Annotated in this window: 18 protein-coding genes; 9 read left to right on the forward strand and 9 right to left on the reverse strand. The window is 64.8% G+C overall.

The window, feature by feature from the left end:
- The first annotated feature begins 126 nt into the window (after nt 1–126).
- The 5 genes from BVH01_RS00325 to BVH01_RS00345 all read left to right on the forward strand — a co-directional run bounded on the left by BVH01_RS00325 (nt 127) and on the right by BVH01_RS00345 (nt 5,529).
- Entirely contained in the window at nt 127–732 is a 606-nt protein-coding gene (locus tag BVH01_RS00325) for a cytochrome c (protein WP_075928436.1), read from the forward strand.
- A 151-nt stretch (nt 733–883) separates the two neighbouring features.
- Nucleotides 884–1,513, forward strand: a complete 630-nt coding sequence (locus tag BVH01_RS00330; protein WP_075928437.1) for a thiol:disulfide interchange protein DsbA/DsbL — start codon at nt 884–886, stop codon at nt 1,511–1,513.
- A gap of 22 nt (nt 1,514–1,535) precedes the next feature.
- Nucleotides 1,536–2,399, forward strand: coding sequence for an endonuclease/exonuclease/phosphatase family protein (locus tag BVH01_RS00335; RefSeq protein ID WP_075928438.1), 864 nt, complete (start codon nt 1,536–1,538; stop codon nt 2,397–2,399).
- A 2-nt stretch (nt 2,400–2,401) separates the two neighbouring features.
- Entirely contained in the window at nt 2,402–4,471 is a 2,070-nt protein-coding gene (locus BVH01_RS00340; protein WP_075928439.1) for a GGDEF domain-containing protein, read from the forward strand.
- Nucleotides 4,472–4,632: 161 nt separating this feature from the next.
- Nucleotides 4,633–5,529 (forward strand): M23 family metallopeptidase, encoded by an 897-nt coding sequence (locus tag BVH01_RS00345; protein WP_075928440.1) that lies wholly within the window; start codon nt 4,633–4,635, stop codon nt 5,527–5,529.
- 18 nt (nt 5,530–5,547) lie between these two features.
- On the opposite strand, the gene BVH01_RS00350 is transcribed toward BVH01_RS00345, so the two are convergent.
- The 7 genes from BVH01_RS00350 to BVH01_RS00380 all read right to left on the reverse strand — a co-directional run bounded on the left by BVH01_RS00350 (nt 5,548) and on the right by BVH01_RS00380 (nt 12,472).
- The gene (locus BVH01_RS00350) at nt 5,548–6,291 is read right to left on the reverse strand and encodes an endonuclease/exonuclease/phosphatase family protein (RefSeq protein ID WP_075928441.1); all 744 of its coding nucleotides are present in this window, start codon (nt 6,289–6,291) and stop codon (nt 5,548–5,550) included.
- A gap of 137 nt (nt 6,292–6,428) precedes the next feature.
- A complete protein-coding gene (locus BVH01_RS00355) occupies nt 6,429–7,187 on the reverse strand; it encodes a hypothetical protein (RefSeq protein WP_075928442.1) in 759 nt (252 codons plus the stop codon).
- Nucleotides 7,188–7,422: 235 nt separating this feature from the next.
- Nucleotides 7,423–8,763, reverse strand: a complete 1,341-nt coding sequence (locus BVH01_RS00360) for a hemolysin family protein (protein ID WP_075928443.1) — start codon at nt 8,761–8,763, stop codon at nt 7,423–7,425.
- Between the two features lie 69 nt (nt 8,764–8,832).
- Nucleotides 8,833–10,140, reverse strand: coding sequence for a phosphate regulon sensor histidine kinase PhoR (gene phoR / locus BVH01_RS00365; protein WP_075928444.1), 1,308 nt, complete (start codon nt 10,138–10,140; stop codon nt 8,833–8,835).
- Nucleotides 10,141–10,192: 52 nt separating this feature from the next.
- Nucleotides 10,193–10,882 carry a phosphate regulon transcriptional regulator PhoB gene (phoB, locus tag BVH01_RS00370; protein WP_070885833.1) on the reverse strand — a complete coding sequence of 230 codons (690 nt, stop codon included), beginning with the start codon at nt 10,880–10,882 and terminating at the stop codon, nt 10,193–10,195.
- Between the two features lie 101 nt (nt 10,883–10,983).
- Entirely contained in the window at nt 10,984–11,874 is an 891-nt protein-coding gene (gene ubiA, locus BVH01_RS00375; RefSeq protein WP_075928445.1) for a 4-hydroxybenzoate octaprenyltransferase, read from the reverse strand.
- 55 nt (nt 11,875–11,929) lie between these two features.
- Entirely contained in the window at nt 11,930–12,472 is a 543-nt protein-coding gene (locus BVH01_RS00380; protein ID WP_075928446.1) for a chorismate lyase, read from the reverse strand.
- Nucleotides 12,473–12,615: 143 nt separating this feature from the next.
- Between BVH01_RS00380 and BVH01_RS00385 the strand changes: the two genes are divergently transcribed.
- The 4 genes from BVH01_RS00385 to BVH01_RS00400 all read left to right on the forward strand — a co-directional run bounded on the left by BVH01_RS00385 (nt 12,616) and on the right by BVH01_RS00400 (nt 14,966).
- Nucleotides 12,616–12,783 (forward strand): rubredoxin, encoded by a 168-nt coding sequence (locus tag BVH01_RS00385; RefSeq protein ID WP_075928447.1) that lies wholly within the window; start codon nt 12,616–12,618, stop codon nt 12,781–12,783.
- A 42-nt stretch (nt 12,784–12,825) separates the two neighbouring features.
- A complete protein-coding gene (locus BVH01_RS00390; protein ID WP_075928448.1) occupies nt 12,826–13,974 on the forward strand; it encodes an FAD-dependent oxidoreductase in 1,149 nt (382 codons plus the stop codon).
- Between the two features lie 167 nt (nt 13,975–14,141).
- On the forward strand, nt 14,142–14,414 hold the full coding sequence (locus BVH01_RS00395; protein ID WP_013789407.1) for an HU family DNA-binding protein: 273 nt from the start codon (nt 14,142–14,144) through the stop codon (nt 14,412–14,414).
- A 159-nt stretch (nt 14,415–14,573) separates the two neighbouring features.
- Nucleotides 14,574–14,966 carry a helicase gene (locus BVH01_RS00400; RefSeq protein ID WP_075928449.1) on the forward strand — a complete coding sequence of 131 codons (393 nt, stop codon included), beginning with the start codon at nt 14,574–14,576 and terminating at the stop codon, nt 14,964–14,966.
- A 42-nt stretch (nt 14,967–15,008) separates the two neighbouring features.
- Here BVH01_RS00400 and BVH01_RS00405 read toward each other — a convergent pair whose 3' ends face one another.
- Together BVH01_RS00405 and recG are read right to left on the reverse strand one after the other, a co-directional pair.
- Nucleotides 15,009–16,412 (reverse strand): aminoacyl-tRNA deacylase and HDOD domain-containing protein, encoded by a 1,404-nt coding sequence (locus BVH01_RS00405; protein WP_075928450.1) that lies wholly within the window; start codon nt 16,410–16,412, stop codon nt 15,009–15,011.
- 93 nt (nt 16,413–16,505) lie between these two features.
- Nucleotides 16,506–18,581, reverse strand: coding sequence for an ATP-dependent DNA helicase RecG (gene recG / locus BVH01_RS00410; RefSeq protein WP_075928451.1), 2,076 nt, complete (start codon nt 18,579–18,581; stop codon nt 16,506–16,508).
- Between the last annotated feature and the right edge of the window lie 2 nt (nt 18,582–18,583).

The raw sequence follows: 18,583 nt of genomic DNA on the forward strand, positions 1-18,583 counted from the left end.
CCCCAGGCCATGCCGCCCCAAGGTTCGTGCAGAAACGCGCGGCTTGAGTATTTCCGCACCGCCGCCTGATGCGGTGGGTGGAACGCCCCGGTTCATAACACTTCTCTTAGCCGTTTGGATGAGCTGATGAACAATACAATAGTGAGTCTGCTGCTGGCGCTGGGCTTGGCCGGGGCTGCTCAGGCGGCGGGTGATCCGGCCGCGGGGCAGGCCAAGGCGGTGGTTTGCGGGGCCTGTCACGGGGTCGATGGCAACAGTGCGCTTGCCAACTTTCCCAAGCTGGCCGGCCAGGGTGAGCGCTACCTGCTCAAGCAGATGCAGGACATCAAGTCCGGCGCCCGACCGGTGGTGGAAATGACCGGCATGCTCGAGCCGCTGAGCGAGCAGGAAATGGCCGACGTCGCGGCCTATTTCGCCAGCCAGAAGATGAGCGTTGGCGCGGCCGATGCGGCGCTGGTCGAGCGCGGCCAGGCGCTGTTTCGCGGCGGCAAGCTGGCCGAGGGCATGCCGGCCTGCACCGGCTGTCACTCGCCCGACGGCGCGGGCATCGCCACGGCGGGTTATCCACACCTGGGCGGCCAGCACGCCGCTTACATCGCCAAGCAGTTGACTGCTTTCCGTGAAGGCGAGCGCAGCAACGACGGCGACGCGATGATCATGCGCGATATCGCCGCCAAGCTCAGCAACAAGGATATCGAGGCGGTGTCTAGCTACGTTCAGGGGCTGCACTGAGGCGTTGATCGGCATTTGCCGAGCGGTGAAAAAAAGGGTGGCGGTGGCCACCCTTTTTCGTTGGCGAGCCCGCTACAATGTCAGGAACCTGCCGGGTGGCGACCAGTCGAACCAGAGCTGTCCGCAGCACCTTCATCGTTAGGAGTCATGCATGCGTAATCTGATCTTCTCCGCGGTTCTGGCCACTGCCAGCCTGTTCGGCGTTACCGCCCACGCCGCCGATATCCAAGCCGGCGAACAGTACGTCGAGCTGAGCAACCCGGTACCGATTTCCAAGCCCGGCAAGATCGAAGTCGTCGAGCTGTTCTGGTACGGCTGCCCGCACTGCTACCAGTTCGAGCCGACCCTCAACCCGTGGGTCGAGAAGCTGCCGTCCGACGTCAACTTCGTGCGCATTCCCGCCCTGTTCGGCGGCCTGTGGAACGCCCACGGCCAGATGTTCATCACCCTGGAAAGCATGAAGGTCGAGCACAAGGTGCACGACGCCGTGTTCCGCGCCATTCACAAGGAAGGTCGCAAGCTGGCCACTCCTGAAGAAATGGCCGATTTCCTGGTCACCCAGGGCATCGACCGTGACGCCTTCCTCAAGGCCTACAACTCCTTTGGCGTGAAGAGCCAGATGGAAAAGGCCAAGAAACTGGCCATGGCCTACCAGATCAACGGCGTGCCGGTGATGATCGTCAACGGCAAGTACCGTTTCGACATCTCCAGCTCGGGTGGCCCGGAGCAGACCCTGCAGGTTGCCGATCACCTGATCGCCAAAGAGCGCGCCGCCAAGTAATCGATCTATCGGAGCGCCTGCCATGCTGCGTCGCCGCTCGATGCCCCGTCAGGCTGGCCTGTGTGACCCACAGGTCAACCCCGACTGCACCCCGGACAGCGAGTGGCCGCAGGACGGGCGCTTGCGCCTGCTCAGCTTCAACATCCAGGTCGGTATCAGTACCGAGCGCTACCACCATTACCTGACCCGCGGCTGGCAGCACCTGCTGCCGCATCAGGGCCGCGCCGGCAATCTGCAGCGCATCGGCGACCTGCTTGGCGACTACGACATCGTCGCCCTGCAGGAAGCCGACGGCGGCAGCGTGCGTTCCGGATTCATCAATCAGGTCGAGCACCTGGCGCGCATGGGTGCCTTTCCCTACTGGTACCAGCAGCTCAATCGCAACCTGGGGCGTTTCGCCCAGCACAGCAACGGGTTGCTCAGCCGTCTGCGACCGACCCTGCTGGAAGATCACCCGCTGCCCGGCCCGGCCGGTCGTGGGGCGATCCTGCTGCGCATCGGCGAGGGCGATGACGCCATCGCCGTGGTAATGATGCACCTGGCACTGGGCGCCCGTACCCGTACCCGGCAGCTGGCCTATATCCGTGAGCTGATCGGCGGGTATCGCCACCAGATTCTCATGGGCGACATGAACACCCACGCCATCGACCTGCTGGAGCATTCGCCGCTGCGCGATCTCGGCTTGCTCGCCCCCCAGGTCGAGGCGACCTTTCCGAGCTGGCGCCCGCAGCGCTGCCTCGACCATATTCTGCTCAGCCCGGGCCTGGAACTCGAGCGCTTCCAGGTGCTGGCCCAGCCGATCTCCGACCACCTGCCAGTGGCCGTGGAGATTCGCCTGCCCAATACCCTCACGCCACCGTTGACGCCCCGTGTACAGGAGCCCTGAGCATGGCCGACGACGCCAAACGCTGGCGCGAGAAGTACCTTGCCAATATCGAGCAGCAGGAAAAACTCGAGCGGCGCTGGGACATGCGCATCGACCTGCTGCGCCGTGGCCTGGTGCGCAGCAGCCTGGCCGCCGAAGGCTCCGACAAGTCGGTTGACCAGTGCATGCAGGATCTTCGCGAGATCCTGCGCCGTGACGATATGGACGCCGGCCTCAGTGCCCTGATTCCACGGTTGGAAAAGACCGTTCTGGATTCCGAGCAACGCCGCCAGCAGCGCATCGAGCAGGTCGCCAGTGGCATGGCGAGCCTGGTGGCGCAGCTGTTGAAGACGGATTTACCAGGTGATGTGCGCAAGTCGCTCAAGCGCTTTGCCAAGCAGGTCGAGCAACGTGCCCGGCAGTCGCGGGAAATGCCGGCGCTGCTGGCCGAACTCGGCCAGCTGCAGCAGCAGGCCTTGCAGGCGCTGGGCGGCGAGCAGGTCGAGCGGCTCGGTTTTATCGAGCGGTTGTTCGGCAGCCGAGACAGCGCCGGCCCGGCGGCTGGCAGCGAGTCCGAGACCCCCGCTACGCCAGTGGCAGCGGATGAGCAGGTTGCACCTGCCTCCAGCGAAGCCGCGTCCGTCGAGCCGCCGGTGGCCGAACGGGTGGTGGCTGAACAGCAACCGCAAGCCGTAACGCAGGTGGAGGCGGCGCCTGCCGTTATTGCCGAGGCGGCGCCGCTGTCGTCTACAGCGTTTTCACCACAACCTGTCGTCGCACCAGCACCAGCACCAGCACCAGCACCAGCACCAGCGCCTGTGGTTGCCAGTGCGCCTGCTGTCGTCAGCCGCGTGATGTTGGACAGCCTGCCGCTGTCGTCGGCCCTGTTGATGCCATCTCCCGCGGCCAAAGCCTCTACCGAGCCTGTCGCCGTGCCCGCCACAGTGGCTGAGCCGATTCAGGAAGCTGAGCCCGAGGTGGCCGCCTGCGATGAGGCGATGGCGCAGGCCGATCCCGAATACGCCCTGCCGCCGGCGCCCGAACCGGGCTACAGCGCCATCGCCAGCCACGTGGAAGGCAGCCTGCTGAAGCTGCTGGAAGAGCTGCCGCTGCCCGAGCGCCATCAAGGCCAGGCCGACGCGCTGCGCCAGCGCATCACCGCCGGGCTGAACATGTACGAGCTGGTGCCGGTACTCGACGACCTGGCAGTGCTGATGCTGGCGATCGCCGACGTGGGCCAGCGCGAGTTCGAGGGTTATCTCAAGCAGCTCAACGAACGTCTCGCCGCCTTCCAGGGCAGCCTGCAGGACGTGCACACCGACTACGCCGATTCCGCCGAGGCGGCGCGCAGCCTGGACAGCGAGCTGCGCCAGCAGGTCGACGGCCTGCACAGCAGCGTGCAGGCGGCTACCGACCTCGACAACCTCAAGGAGCTGGTGGAGAACCGCCTCAGCGGTCTGCTCGGCACCATGAGCCAGTACCAGCAGCAGCGCGATGCCCGCGAGTTGCAGGTTGGCGAGCGCCTGCAGATCCTGGTCGACCGGGTGGCCAGCATGGAGCTGGAGGCCAAAGGCTTTCGTGATCATCTCGAGGAGCAACGCCAGAAGGCGCTACTCGACCCGCTCACCGGGCTGCCCAACCGGGCGGCCTGGACCGAGCGCCTGGATCTGGAGCTGGCGCGCCTGCAGCGCTACGGCGGCGATTTGCTGCTGGCGGTGCTGGATATCGATCACTTCAAGCGCATCAATGACGACTACGGTCACCTGGCTGGCGACAAGGTGTTGAAGATCATCGCTGGTGAATTGCTCAAGCGGCTGCGCAAGACCGATTTCATCGCGCGCTTCGGCGGCGAGGAGTTCGTGTTGCTGATCCCGTCGACGCCCCTGGACGGTGGGCTGAAGTTGCTCGACACCTTGCGTTCGGCGATCGAGAACTGCCCGTTTCACTTCAAGGGCGAACGCGTGACCATCACCCTGTCCGGCGGCATCAGCTCGTTCAGCAGCGCCGAGCATAGCGAGCAGGTGTTCGAGCGCGCCGACCAGGCCCTGTATCGCGCCAAACGCGGCGGGCGCAACCGTATCGAGGTGGGCTGAGTCCTGCCGAATTCTGGCTGCGCCGCCATTCATCCCTTCTGTGCGCCAGGCACGCCCGGCCTGTGCCGGTTGTCGCAAAGCGCAGCGCCGGCAGTCGCCTGGCCATCACGGCGCTGCTAGTCTTGCACCTGCCGAACACTTGATAACCAGATCGACTTCTTATGCTAGGGCGCCTCTCGCTGCTGTTGGGACTCGCTGCGTTCGCCTGCCAGGCGAGTGCGCTGACCGTCTACAAGTACACCGATGCCAATGGCGTGGTCACCTACAGTGACCAGGCGGCACCCGGTGCGAAGGTGTTCGTGTTCAGCGACCGCATGGTCGAGAAGCTCGACAACCAGGTGAAGCTGGAGACCCGCAAACATGCTGCCGGCGAAACCCTGCTGGTGCGCAACGATCTGTATGCGCCGGTGCAGGTGGAACTCAAGCTGGAGCAGTTGAGCAACGTCAGTGGCGCGCCGGGCAAACCGATCAACTGGGTGCTGCCGCCGCGCAGCGAGATCCGCCTGGCCACCCTGGCGCCGCTGGATCCTGCCAAGCCGCTGCGCTACACGCCGAAGCTCAATTACGCCCTGGGCGACCCGCGGCTGTTGCCGATCAAGCAGGCTTACCCACTGCCGTGGCGCGGTGGGCCGTTTCGCCTGACTCAGGGCACCAACGGCCAGTACAGCCACTTCACGCCCAAGGGCCGTTACGCCCTGGACATCGCCATGCCCGAAGGCACCCCTATCGTCGCGGCGCGCGCCGGGATGGTGGTCAAGACCGAGAACGCCCAGAGCGGGCGTGGCACCAACCCGTCCGGCAACTTCGTGCGCATTCTGCATGACGACGGCACCATGGGCGTTTACCTGCACCTGATGCAGGGTTCGGTCAACGTGCGCGAGGGGCAGCGCGTTGCGGTCGGTGCGCCGATCGGTCGCTCCGGCAATACCGGCAACAGTACCGGCCCGCACCTGCACTTCGTGGTGCAGCGCAACGTGGGCATGGCGCTGGAGTCGATCCCCTTCGAGTTCGCCCAGCCGGTGGACAGCCTGCCCAATTTCGCCGTGGGCGGCGACTGAAGCCATCAGCTCCTGCGGTCAGGCCTTGCCTAGGCGACAACTCAATGCACAGTGGTCGGACACGCCGCTGGTCATCCTGGCGTCTTCCAGGTGATAGCCCGGCGTATGGAACAGCCCATCGACCATGAACGGAATCTCGCCGGCACGGTGCAGCGAGCCGTCGATGCTGCTGGTGTAGTGCGCCGGCACCCCGTCGATGAAGTGCTCGGCGATCAAGTCGAAGGTGGCGCGCCCGCGCGGTGCGTTGAAGTCGCCGGTCAGCAACAGGCCGCCGGCGCCATGGGCTTGCGCCTCGGCCAGCATGATCAGTTTGCCGGCGCTTTCGCGCTGATACGGCGTGGAGCTGCCGAACGGGGTGACGTTGAGGTGGGTGGTCGCGACGCGAAAGCCGCGAGCCGTGGCGCTGAGCATGACTTCGGCGATGCTCCGCGGATCGGCCACACGCCGGCCCTCGGTGGTGAAGAACGTCATCTCCTGAATGTGCTCCGGGTTGCCCGAGTAGTACTCGGCCGTTACATCGAGCAGCGCCTCGCCATGGGCCAGCATGCCGATGCCCACCACATTGGCCGGGCCTTCATCGGGGTAGCGCGCCATTGGTGCAAAGACCATGGGCCCGCCCATCAGGGCTTCGAAGAATGGAATGTCGCGCTCGCACACTTCCTGCAGGCAGAGCAGGTCCGGGCGTTCGCGCACGATGAAAGCTTCGACGCGCGCCAGGTGGCGGGAGCGTTCGATATTGATGGAGGCGATATTGAGCGACATGGAATCGGAAGGCGTGAAGAAAGGAGGCGTTGCAGCAGCGGCCAAGTATACCTGACGCCCGTGGTCAGCATGCGCGGTACGCCAGCCACGACGCAAATCGCCCGGGCAAGCCGGGCGATTCGTTCACAGCGGCGTGATCAGAACGCCAGGCCGACCTTCAGGCCAACCTGCTCCTGCTTGAGCTTGCTGTTTTCCGCCAGCACGGTGTCGCTGTCGAGTTTGTAGTTGGTGCGGGTGTAGTACAGGCTGGTGCTGATCGGCAGGTTGTTGATGCCCTTGTTCCACAGCACTGTCAGTTCGGCGTACGGGTTGGCCTTGTCCTTCAGATCGACGGTGTCGCTGCCTTCGCCGCTGACTTTCAGCTTGGCTTCGGCGTCGAGCGAGTAGCGCGCACCGGCTTCCAGGCGCACGGTGTAATCCGGGGTCAGGTAGTTGTAGCCGATGCCCGCCTTGGCGAACGGGGATTTGCTGGTCAGCTTGACGTCGTTGCCGAATGGCGCGACATCGTCCTGCTCGATACGACCCCAGTCATAGCCACCACCCACGATGAAGTCGACGTAGTTGTTGGTGCTCAGCGCAGCGCGCAGGCCCAGGTCCAGGTCGGCGCGGGCCGCCTTGTATTCGTCGTCGTCCTTCTTGCGGTACTGGCCTTCGATACCGGCCTGGTAGATGAAGCCTTCATGGCCGGTCAGCTTGTTGCCGAAGTTGTAGAACAGGCCGCCCTGGTTCAGGCGTTCCTTGTCGCTCTCGCCAAAGGCGCTCAATTTGTACTGGTTGTGCGAGCCGATCACACCGATGGTCGAAATCGGGTCCGTGATCGAGTCGGCGTAGGCATGGGAAGCGCCAGCGAGGCACAGGGCGAGGGCAGTTTTCGAAGTGATTCCATTGAGTTGCATGGCTGAATCCTTGGCAGTCTGTTCATGTGATGGCGTGCACCGATCCAATCGATGCTCGCGGTGGACTGCCCACCTGCCATGGGTATTCGAGGAAGCCGACGAACGGTCGTAAGTACTTGTCTTGAAAGGCAGGGTCGGCGCTGCTCACCTGCCATATATGACCGATCGGTCAGGTCGCCGCGGCGGCGATGAACAGCGCCTGGCGGATCGATACGCAGCCCCCGGTTCACCGGTATCAGTCGAGCTTGATGACCTTGGCCAGGAGGATTTTCGGGCCTTTCATCTTCTTGACTATCAGTCGCAGGCCGGCGACTTCCAACGATTCCTCTTCCTCGGGCACGCGCTTGAGGGTCTCGTAGATCAGACCGGCAAGGGTCTCGGCCTCGATATGGTCGAGGTCGATGCCCAGCAGCCGCTCGAGCTTGAACAGTGGTGTGTCGCCGCGCACCAGCAGCTTGCCGGGCTGGTAGGCGAGGATGCCGCGTTCGGTCTTGCGATGCTCGTCCTGGATATCGCCGACCAGGGCCTCGAGCACGTCTTCCATGGTCAGGTAGCCAATCACCTTGCCATCGGCTTCCTCGACCAGTGCGAAGTGAGCGCTGCCCTTGCGGAACTGCTCCAGCAGATCGGACAACGGCAGGTTGCGGCTGACCTTCTCGATCGGGCGCATCAGCTCGGCCAGGCGCAGGGTCGATGGCAGCATTTCCAGGAGCGACAGGTGCAGCAGCAGGTCCTTGATGTGCAGCACGCCGACGAACTCGCCCGCGGCTTCGTCGTAGATCGGGAAGCGGCTGTACTTGTGGCGTCGGAACAGGCTGAACACCTCGTCGAGCGTGGCATTGAGTTCCAGATAGACGAGGTCTTCGCGGGAGTTGGCCCAGTCGACCACTTCCAGCTCGCCCAACTCCACGGCAGAGGCGAGCACGCGCATGTCCTGATCGCTCGGGTCGCTGGCGCGACTGGAGTGCAGGATCAGCTTGAGTTCGTCGCGGCTGTAATGGTGCTCGTGATGCCCGGCCGGCTGATCCTGGCCGGCGATGCGCAGGATGGCGTTGGCGCTGGCGTTGAGCAGGAAGATCGCCGGGTACATGGCCCAGTAGAACAGATACAGCGGCGCAGCCGTCCACAGCGACAATAGTTCCGGCTTGCGGATCGCCCAGGATTTCGGAGCCAGCTCGCCGATCACGATGTGCAGGTAGGAAATGATGAAGAACGCGGTGAAGAAGGCGATCCCGTGGATCAGCTTCTGCGATTCGATGCCGATCGAGGTCAGCAATGGTTCGAGCAAGTGCGCGAAGGCCGGTTCACCCACCCAGCCCAGGCCCAGGGAGGCCAGGGTAATGCCCAGTTGGCAGGCAGAGAGATAAGCGTCGAGCTGATTGTGCACGGTGCGCAGGATATGCCCGCGCCAGCCGTTCTTCTTGGCCAGGGCCTCGACCTTGGTGGCTCGCAGCTTGACCATGGCGAACTCGGCGGCCACGAAGAAGCCGTTGAGCAGCACCAGGAACAGGGCGAACAGCACCAGGCCCATGTCAGCGAAATAACTGGAGAAGGAGACGCTCGTAGAGGGATCCATAAGGGGTTCGTGTGACCGGATGTTGCTAAAGGGTGGGGCCTGGGCGAGCGCTTTGCAATAGGGCCCTATTCAGCGGCTCGGCGGGGCGATCTGCGCCGGCTGGAAATTACAGGTGAACAGGCTGCCCTTGCCGACCACGCTGGTGATTTCCAGCCCACCGCGGTGGCGCAGCAGCACGTGCTTGACGATGGCCAGGCCGAGGCCAGTGCCGCCGGTATGGCTGGCGCGACTGGAGTCGACCCGGTAGAAGCGCTCGGTCAGGCGTGGCAGGTGCTTGGCCTCGATACCGGGGCCGGTGTCCTGTACCGACAGGTGCGCGCCCTGGTCGTCCTGCCACCAACGAATGCGGATCTCGCCCTCTGCCTGGGTGTACTTCACGGCGTTGAACACCAGGTTGGAAAACGCGCTGCGCAACTCCGACTCACTGCCCTTGAGCTTGAGGCCTGCGTCGGCCTCGAGGCTGATCCGATGATTGCGCTCAGCGGATAGCGAGAGCGCATCGTTGCGAATGGTCTGTAGCAGCCCGTCGACCGCCACCGGGTGGTTGTCGGAGGGGTAGTCGGTGGCTTCCAGCTTGGCCAGGAGCAACAAGTCGTTGAGCAGGCCCTGCATACGTGCGCCTTGCTGCTGCATTTGCTGCAGGGCACGGCGCCAGCGTGGGTTGATGTCGTCGACGTTGTCGTGGAGGGTTTCAAGGTAGCCGGAAATCACCGTCAGCGGTGTGCGCAGTTCGTGGGACACGTTGGCGACGAAATCCTTGCGCATCTGCTCCAACTGGTGAAGACGCGTGACGTCGCGCACCAGCATCAGATGTTCCTCGTTGCCGTAGCGGGTGACGTTGAGTTGTAGCTGCTTGCGTGGGTTGACCGGCGAAGGCAGCTCGAGGGGCTCGAGGAAATTGCCGCGTTCGAAGTAGTCCTTGAAGCGTGGGTCGCGCACCAGGTTGGTGATCGACTGGCCGCTGTCCTGGGGCGTTTTCAGGCCCAAGAGGGTTTCCGAGGCCTTGTTCCACCATTCCAGATTGCCGTGGCTGTCGAGCATGATCACCGCATCGCGCAATGCTGCGGTGGATTCCTGCACGCGGTCGATCACTGCCTGGAGGCGCCCGCGGGCCCGCTGGTTACGGCGCTGCAGGTGGTAGATGCTGTCGAATACCTCGCCCCACAGGCCATAGCCGTCGGGCGGTGGTTCGTCGGGTTGGTGATCCTTGAGCCAGGTGTGCAGTCGCAGCAGCTGGCTGAGGTTCCATAGCAGGTGAGCGGCCAGGCCGATGGCGATGGCCCAGGCATATTCGCCGGTGATCACCCCGGCAGCCAGGCAGGCTGCGATCAGCAGCACCAAGCGGCGGGTTATGGCGCCACGCCAGTTGCTCGTCACGTTTCGCTCATCCGCCAGCCGATCCCTGTGATGGTGAGTTGCAGGCTATCGTTCAGCCCTTGGTGGAGAAACGATACCCGGTGCCGCGTACCGTCTGCACCAGATTTTCATAGGCCTCGCCCAGCGCCTTGCGCAGGCGGCGGATATGTACGTCGACGGTGCGTTCCTCGACATAGACGTTGCCGCCCCACACCTGATCGAGCAACTGCCCGCGGGTATAGGCGCGCTCCTGGTGCGTCATGAAGAACTGCAGCAGGCGGTATTCGGTCGGGCCCATCTCGGCCGGTTTGCCGTCGATGGTCACGCGGTGGCTGATCGGGTCGAGCAGCAGGCCGCCCACTTCGATCGGCCCTTCGCTGTCGCTGGGGCCGGCGCGGCGCAGCACGGCCTTGAGGCGGGCAACCAACTCGCGCGGCGAAAAGGGCTTGGTGATGTAGTCGTCGGCGCCGACTTCCAGGCCCTGGATCTTGTTGTCCTCTTCACCCTTGGCGGTGAGCATGATGATCGGGATGTCGCCGGTCAGCTCATCGCGCTTCAGGCGCCGGGCCAGCTCGATGCCCGATGTGCCTGGCAGCATCCAGTCGAGCAGGATCAGGTCGGGTTTGCGGTCGACGATGATCGCGTGTGCCTGCCCGGTGTTTTCCGCTTCCAGGCACTCGTACCCGGCCATTTCCAGCGCTACCACGATCATTTCGCGGATTGGCGCTTCGTCATCGACGATCAGGATGTTCTTGCCAACCATGGGTTGAGCCTCGGTTCATTCAACTGTCATGCGGCGCATTAGATAACGGAATTATTGCAGCGATATGACAGCTGTGCGGCAAGCGTTCGTGCTGGCGCTGCTCAGCGCAAGCCATAGTCGAGCACGATGCCCAGGAAGATCGCCAGCCCGGCCCAGTGGTTATGCAGGAAGGCCCGGAAGCAGACCATCGGTTCGCGCTGGCGGGTCATGTAGAACTCCCAGGCGAAGCAGCCGGCGGCTACCAGCAGGCCGAGATGGAAGTACAGGCCCAGTTCGAAGCGCCCCCCGGCCAGCAGCAGGCACAGAAGGGTCAGGCCCTGCAGGCCGAAGATGATCACCCGGTCTGCATCACCGAACAGGATCGCCGTGGATTTCACGCCGATCTTCAGGTCGTCCTCGCGGTCGGCCATGGCGTAGTAGGTGTCGTAGGCCACGGTCCAGATCACGTTGGCGAGCAGCAGCAACCAGGCCGCCGCCGGCAGCTCGCCAGTCTCGGCGGTGAAGGCCATCGGCATGCCCCAGGAGAACGCAGTGCCGAGCACCACTTGGGGATAATAGGTGTAGCGCTTCATGAATGGGTACAACGCCGCCACGCCCAAGGCACCGAACGACAGCCAGACGGTGGTGGCGTTGGTCAGCAGTACCAAGGCGAAGCTGAGGGCCACCAGCACGGCGAAGAGGATCAGCGCCTCGCGCGCGGTGACCTTGCCGCTGGCCAGCGGACGCGCCTTTGTGCGGCTGACGTGGCCGTCGAAGTTGCGGTCGGCGTAATCGTTGATCACGCAGCCGGCGGCGCGCATCAGCACCACGCCGGTCACGAAGATTACCAGGTTCTTGAGGCTCGGCATGCCTTCGGCGGCGATCCACAGCGCCCATAGCGTCGGCCACAGCAGCAGGTAGATGCCGATGGGTTTGTCCATGCGCATCAGCTGCAAGAAGTCCCAGATACGTGGGTGCAGGTGATTGAGCGATTGCAGCAGACGAATGTACATCGAGCGGTTCTCCTGGCGCGGTGCACGGATTATACGGCGCCGCGCCGCTGCGGGGTCAGCGGCTCGCTGCGGGCCAGAAGGCCGGCAGGAAAACTTCGGCGACCAGCACGGCCAGCTGTTCGCGACGAAAGCACGAGCGCCGCGCCCACAATCCATCCTGTAAGGCTTCTGCCGGTAGCCAAGCGCCTGGGTAGCGGCAGACTTGCAGTTCGCCGCGAGTAAAGGCCTGGTCGCTGAACAGCAGCTCGCCCAACGAGCGGCTGCCCAGTTGCTGAAGATCCAGGCCCGAGCCTTCCAGCGCCTGCCGGGCAGCCACGCTGCGGGCGAACACCCAGGGTTGGCCATTGCCGCGCAGGTAGACTTCGCGCACCCAGCCGGTACTGCCCAGCGATACGTCCAGGGCCGCGCATTCGTCATCACGCAGGGCCAGCCAGCCCTCGCGCAGCGGCGTCACACCGAAACCGTTCGCGGACAGTTCGGTCAGCCGCCGGGTCAGCGAGCGCTCGTCGAACAGCCAGTCGCAGACGCTGGCCGAGGGCGGGGCCGATAGCTGATCGCGGGTGAGCCAGGTGGGTGTGTGCAGGGCGGAAGGGGGCACGGTGCAGGTTCGCGGTGGGGCGGAGCGCAGAGTCTACCATGGGCGTTGCGGGCCCTCGGGCATTCGTCGCGGCCGCTTGGCGATCGCGCGGCATTGCGGTAGCGTGCCCGCGCAATGACCGTGAGTAGCGCCGGAGAGCCTGTATGAAGAAGTGGCAATGTGTGGTTTGTGGACTGATCTATGACGAACGCGAAGGCTGGCCGGATGACGGCATCGCCCCCGGCACCCGCTGGGAAGACGTGCCCGAAGACTGGCTATGCCCCGATTGCGGCGTGGGCAAGATGGACTTCGAGATGATCGAAATCAACTGAGTGGGCAGCCCCGCCCATCAACCGTCGTAATAGGAGCAAGCAATGAGTGATCCCGTCGTCATCATCGGCACCGGTCTGGCCGGCTACAACCTGGCCCGCGAATTTCGCAAGCTGGACAGCGAAACGCCATTGCTGCTGATTACCGCCGACGATGGGCGCTCGTATTCCAAGCCGATGCTGTCCACCGGCTTCGGTAAGAACAAGGATGCCGATGGCCTGTGCATGGCCGAGCCGGGCGCCATGGCCGAGCAACTCGCGGCCCAGGTGTGGACGCACACCCGGGTCACCGGCATCGATCCCGGCCACCGCCGCCTGTGGATCGGCGAGGAAGCCGTGGCCTATCGCGACCTGGTGCTGGCCTGGGGCGCCGAGGTGCTCAGCGTGCCTGTCGAGGGTGATGCCGCTGATCAGTTGTTCACAGTCAACGATCTGCAGGGCTATGGGCGGTTTCGCCAGGCCGTCGAGGGCAAGCGCAAGGTGCTGATCCTGGGCGCCGGGCTGATCGGCTGCGAGTTCGCCAACGATCTGTCGTTGGGCGGCTATGAAGTCGACCTGGTAGCGCCCTGCGAGCAGCTGATGCCCGCCCTGTTGCCGGTCGAGGCCGCTGCCGCGGTGCAGGGCAGCCTCGAAGCGCTGGGTGTGCGCGTTCACCTCGGCCCAGTGGTCAGTCGCCTGCAGCACGCGGCCAGTGGGCTCGAAGCGCACTTATCCGATGGCCGCACGATTGCCTGCGATGCGGTGATTTCGGCCGTCGGCCTGCGCCCCCGCACCGAACTGGCGGCCGCAGCTGGCCTGGCGGTGAACCGGGGCATCGTGGTCGACCGTTTGCTGCGCACCTCCCACGAACATATCTACGCTCTGGGCGATTGCGCCGAGGTCGATGGCCTCAACCTGCTCTACGTGATGCCGCTGATGGCCGGCGCCCGGGCGCTGGCCAAGACCCTGGCCGGCACGCCGAGCGAGGTAAGCTATGGCGCCATGCCAGTCACCGTGAAGACCCCGGCCTGCCCGCTGGTGGTCTCGCCGCCGCCGCGGGGCACGCAGGGGCACTGGACGGTCGAAGGCAGCGCAACCGATATCCGCGCCCTGTGTCACGATGCTAACGGCGGCCTGTTGGGCTACGCGCTCACCGGCTCGGCGGTGCAGGAGCGCCTGGCGCTCAACCGCGAGCTGCCGGCTCTGCTGGCGTAGCGATCTGCCGTCCATTCGACAAAATGGCGGATTTAGCCTGGTGCAGGGCTGGCGGAGCCCCCCAGAGCATGCCATTCTCCCCAGGCCTGGCCGCAGCGTAGAGCTGTCGGCGCGCATTGGCGCCAGGGCGCGGAACACAACAACAACAAACCGTAAATGAGGCAATCATGCGTAAACCGGAACTCGCCGCCGCAATCGCGGAAAAAGCTGATCTGACCAAGGATCAGGCCAATCGTGTACTCAACGCCGTTCTCGAAGAAATCACCGGGGCACTGAACCGCAAGGACAGCGTCACCTTGGTCGGCTTCGGAACCTTCGTGCAGCGCCACCGCGGCGCCCGTACCGGCAAGAACCCGCAAACCGGTCAGCCGGTGAAGATCAAGGCCAGCAACACCGTTGCCTTCAAACCGGGCAAGGCCCTCAAGGACTCGATCAACTGAGTCCGCAGGCCTGCTGAGGTTTCGCCCGGGGTTGCGCCGCGGCGTTGAAACCTCAGCAGACCTTCACCATCCGCCAGCACGTCCACCGCACCCGGCTGTCAGGCTTCGGGTAGGTCGCTACAATGCGTGGCTCTTTCATTCGCGCTAACGGGCCATGCCATGAAATTTCGTTTTCTTCTGTGGATGCTGGGTCGTCTGATGGCCAAGGCCAGCCGTGACAATCCCGCGTTTCGCCAGCAGCTGGAAGGTCGCGATCTGGTATTCCAGCTGCACACCCTGGACGGCAAGGTCGCCCGTCATTTCATCGTCGAGAATCAGCGCATCACCAGCAAGCGTGGCCTCGCCAGTGCGCCGGCCTTCGCCATCGGTTTCAAGGATGGTGCCTACGGCTACGCCACGTTGACCGCCCAGAACAAGCAACTGGCGTTCATGCAGGGCATTCAGAACAAGGACATTCAGATTCAGGGCAACCCGGCCCTGGTGATCTGGTTCCAGGGCCTGACCAAATACCTGCGGCCTAGGAAGCGCACGGCCGACAAGAAAGCGGCCTGAGGCGATTGCCGCGGCCCGCTGATAGCGGGCTGCGGTGGCGGGTCAGTGCGGTGAGCCGAACTGCGTGGCGAGGTCGCGCAGGGCGACTTCGGCGGCCAGCACCTTGTTCAGCGCTTCCTCGGCCTTGTCGCGGGTGATACCCAGGTTGTCCAGCAGGCTTGCCGGGATCTCGCGCTCCGGGCCGTTGCCGATGCCACGGTTGTGCAGCAGGCTGACCGCCAGGTAAACCAGGTTCGGGTAGGTGGCATGGTTGCCGGCGTAGCTGGGGTCATGCTGGAAACGCAGGGCAACCGCCAATTCCTCGGGCATGTCCCAGTAGCGCATCAGCCAGGAGCCGATCTGCTCGCGGCTGATGCCCAGCAGGTGCTGCTCGATGTAGCTGTGCGGCAGGTGCGGGTTGACCTCCAGGTGCCGGCAGATCAGCGAGAAGTGCGGCGGGAACACGTGCGCCAGCACCAGGTTGCCGAAGTTGTGCAGCAGGCCGGCCAGGTAGGTCAGGCCGGCTTCCGGGCGCTGTGCGCGGGGCATGGCGCGGGTCAGGCCTTCGATCACGGCGGCGGTGTAGATCGCCTGCTGCCAGTACGGCGTGGCCTGTTGTGGCTGATCTTTAGGCAGGCTGAGAGTCTTGCCCAGGGCCAGGCCGAGGGCCAGGTTGACCACCAGGTCGAAGCCCAGCACGCGCACGATGGCGTCCTCGACCGATCGGATCTTGCCGGGCGCCGCGTAATACGGCGAGGCCGCCCAACTGACCACCTGAGCGGCCAGTGCCGGATCGGTTTCCACGACGCCGGTGATGTCGTCGACCGTGGCATTGGGGTCGACCCGCAGCTTGATGATCTTCTGCGCCGTTTCGGCCAGCGGTGGAATTTCGATGGTTTCCTCCAGGCGCTGCTGGATGCGGCGTGCGGTGAACGCCTGCACCGCCTGGCTGATCTCCTGACGGTCGTCTTCGGGGCGACTGAAGTTGGGGCGCACCTTGCTCGCCGGCTCGCCGAAGCGCGCGGCGCTGGCTTTGCCCAGCAGGCCCTTGAAGGCCTCGGTGCCGATTTCCAGCAGCACGCCTTGCTGGCCGGACTGGATGTACAGGGTCGGCACGTCGAGCAGGCGCTCGTCATAAAGGCAGGGCGAGCTGGTCAGCGCCGGAATGCCCGGCAGCAGCGCCAGGTCATGCTTGCCGAGCATGCGGTTGAGGCGCTCGGGCTTGACGGCCGTCAGCTTGCGTCCGGTCAGTTCGGCAAGGCGGTTGAGGTCGAGCAATTGATTCTGCGGGAACAGCACCAGCAGAGCGCCCACGGCGTCTTCCAGCAGCACGGTCTGCACGCGTTGCGCAGCCGGGATGCCGGGTTGATCGTGGCGGGCCTGATAAGTCACACCGAGTTTCTCCAGCAGCTGACGGATTACGTGAGGCGGTTGGGGGGAGGTGTCGGCGATGGCGAGTTCAGTCATGACGTATTCCGTCTTCAAAGGGAACGCAACGTCCCAAGTATAACCAGCAAGCTGACGACGTAACCGCTCGAGGCGACCATCGTCCCGTCTCGCTCACACTTGCCCATATTGTTGCCCGTGGCGCAGCCAGCGCTCCAGCAGCGGGCTGACATGCTGCGGCCATTGCTCCTGCAGCGCCTGGGCGGCATCGCGTACCGCCGGCAGCAGGTCGGCGTCACGCATCAGATCGGCTACCTTGAACTGCAACAGGCCGGTTTGTCGAGTGCCGAGCATTTCTCCGGGGCCGCGCAACTCCAGATCCTTCTCCGCGATGATGAAGCCGTCACAGGTTTCGCGCATGATGCCTAGCCGCTCGCGGCCGATCTGCGACAGTGGCGGGTGGTAGAGCAACACGCAATGGCTTGCCGCGCTGCCTCGCCCGACCCGGCCACGCAACTGGTGCAGCTGGGCCAGGCCGAGGCGTTCGGGGTTCTCGATGATCATCAGGCTGGCGTTGGGTACGTCGACGCCCACTTCGATCACCGTGGTGGCCACCAGCAGTTGCAGGTGCCCCTGCTTGAACTGATCCATCACCGCCGCTTTCTCGGCCGGCTTCATGCGCCCGTGGATCAGCCCGACCTGCTGGCCGACCAGTGCGGCGGCCAGATCCTCGTAGGTGGTTTGCGCCGCCTGGCAGGTCAGCTCTTCGGATTCCTCGATCAGCGTGCAGACCCAATAGGCCTGGCGGCCTTCGTTGCACGCCGAGCGCACCCGCTCGACCACCTCGAAGCGGCGGCTGTCGGCGACCAATACGGTGTTCACCGGGGTACGACCGGGCGGCAGTTCGTCGAGGATCGAGGTGTCCAGGTCGGCATAGGCGCTCATCGCCAGGGTGCGCGGGATCGGCGTCGCGGTCATGATCAGCTGATGCGGGCTGAGCCGGCCGCCCACGCCCTTCTGGCGCAGGGCCAGGCGCTGCTGCACGCCGAAGCGGTGTTGTTCGTCGATGATCGCCAGGGCCAGGTTGCGAAAGCGCACTTCATCCTGGAACAGCGCGTGAGTGCCGACCACCATGGGCGCGCCGGCGGCGATCTGCTCCAGCGCGGCGGCGCGCGCCTTGCCCTTGAGCTTGCCGGCCAGCCAGGCGGTTTCCAGGCCCAGGGGCTGCAGCCAGCGGGTGAAGTTGATGTAGTGCTGCTCGGCGAGGATCTCGGTGGGCGCCATCAGCGCCACCTGGTAGCCGGCCTCGATGGCCTGCAGCGCCGCGAAGGCGGCCACCACTGTCTTGCCAGCGCCGACATCGCCCTGCACGAGGCGCAGCATCGGCTCGTGCTGGCTGAGGTCGTAGGCGATTTCCGCACCCACGCGCTGTTGCGCGCCGGTGGGCTTGAACCCGAGGTTGTCGAGAAAGCGCTGTGGCAGGCGCTTGGCGACCGGCAGCGAGGGTGCTTGCTGGGCGCGCGCGCTTTCGCGCAGGCGCTGCATCGACAACTGATGGGTGAGCAGCTCCTCGAAGGCCAGCCGATGCTGGGCCCAGTGACGGCCCTCGGCGAGTTCTTCGAGGTCGGCGTCCGGTGGCGGGCGATGCAGGTAGCGAATCGCCTGATCCAGCGGCGCCAATTCGTACTCCCTGGCCAACTCCCGTGGCAGCCAGTCCGGCAGGCTGTGCGGGCCGAGGCGCGCCAGCGCCTGTTCGCTGAGCTGGCGCAAACGCTGCTGGGTCAGGCCTTCGGTGGTCGGGTAGATCGGCGTCAGGGTCTGTTCCACGGCTGGCGGTTCGTCACCGGTCAGCGCGCGGTACTCGGGATGGTAGATTTCCAGGCCGGATGAGCCGGGGCGGATTTCTCCGTAGCAGCGCACTTGGGTACCCCGCTTGAGGCCTTCCTTCTGGGCATTGCTGAAATGGTAGAAACGCAGGCTCAGCGTGCCGCTGCCATCGTTCAGGCGTACCAGCAGGCTGCGGCGTTTGCCCATGACCACGTCAGCCCCTGACACGGTGCCTTCGACCACCGCATCCTGGCCGGGGCGCAGGGCGCCGATGGGCACGATGCGGGTGCGGTCCTGGTAGCGCAGCGGCAGGTGGAAGAGGATGTCCTGCAGGGTTTCCAGGCCGACCTTGGCGAGCTTTTCCGCCAGGGCTGCCCCAACGCCCTTGAGATCGGTAACGGAAACCGTCGACAGCTCGCTCATCG

The organism is Pseudomonas sp. PA1(2017) (assembly GCF_001945375.1).
Lineage (GTDB): Bacteria > Pseudomonadota > Gammaproteobacteria > Pseudomonadales > Pseudomonadaceae > Aquipseudomonas.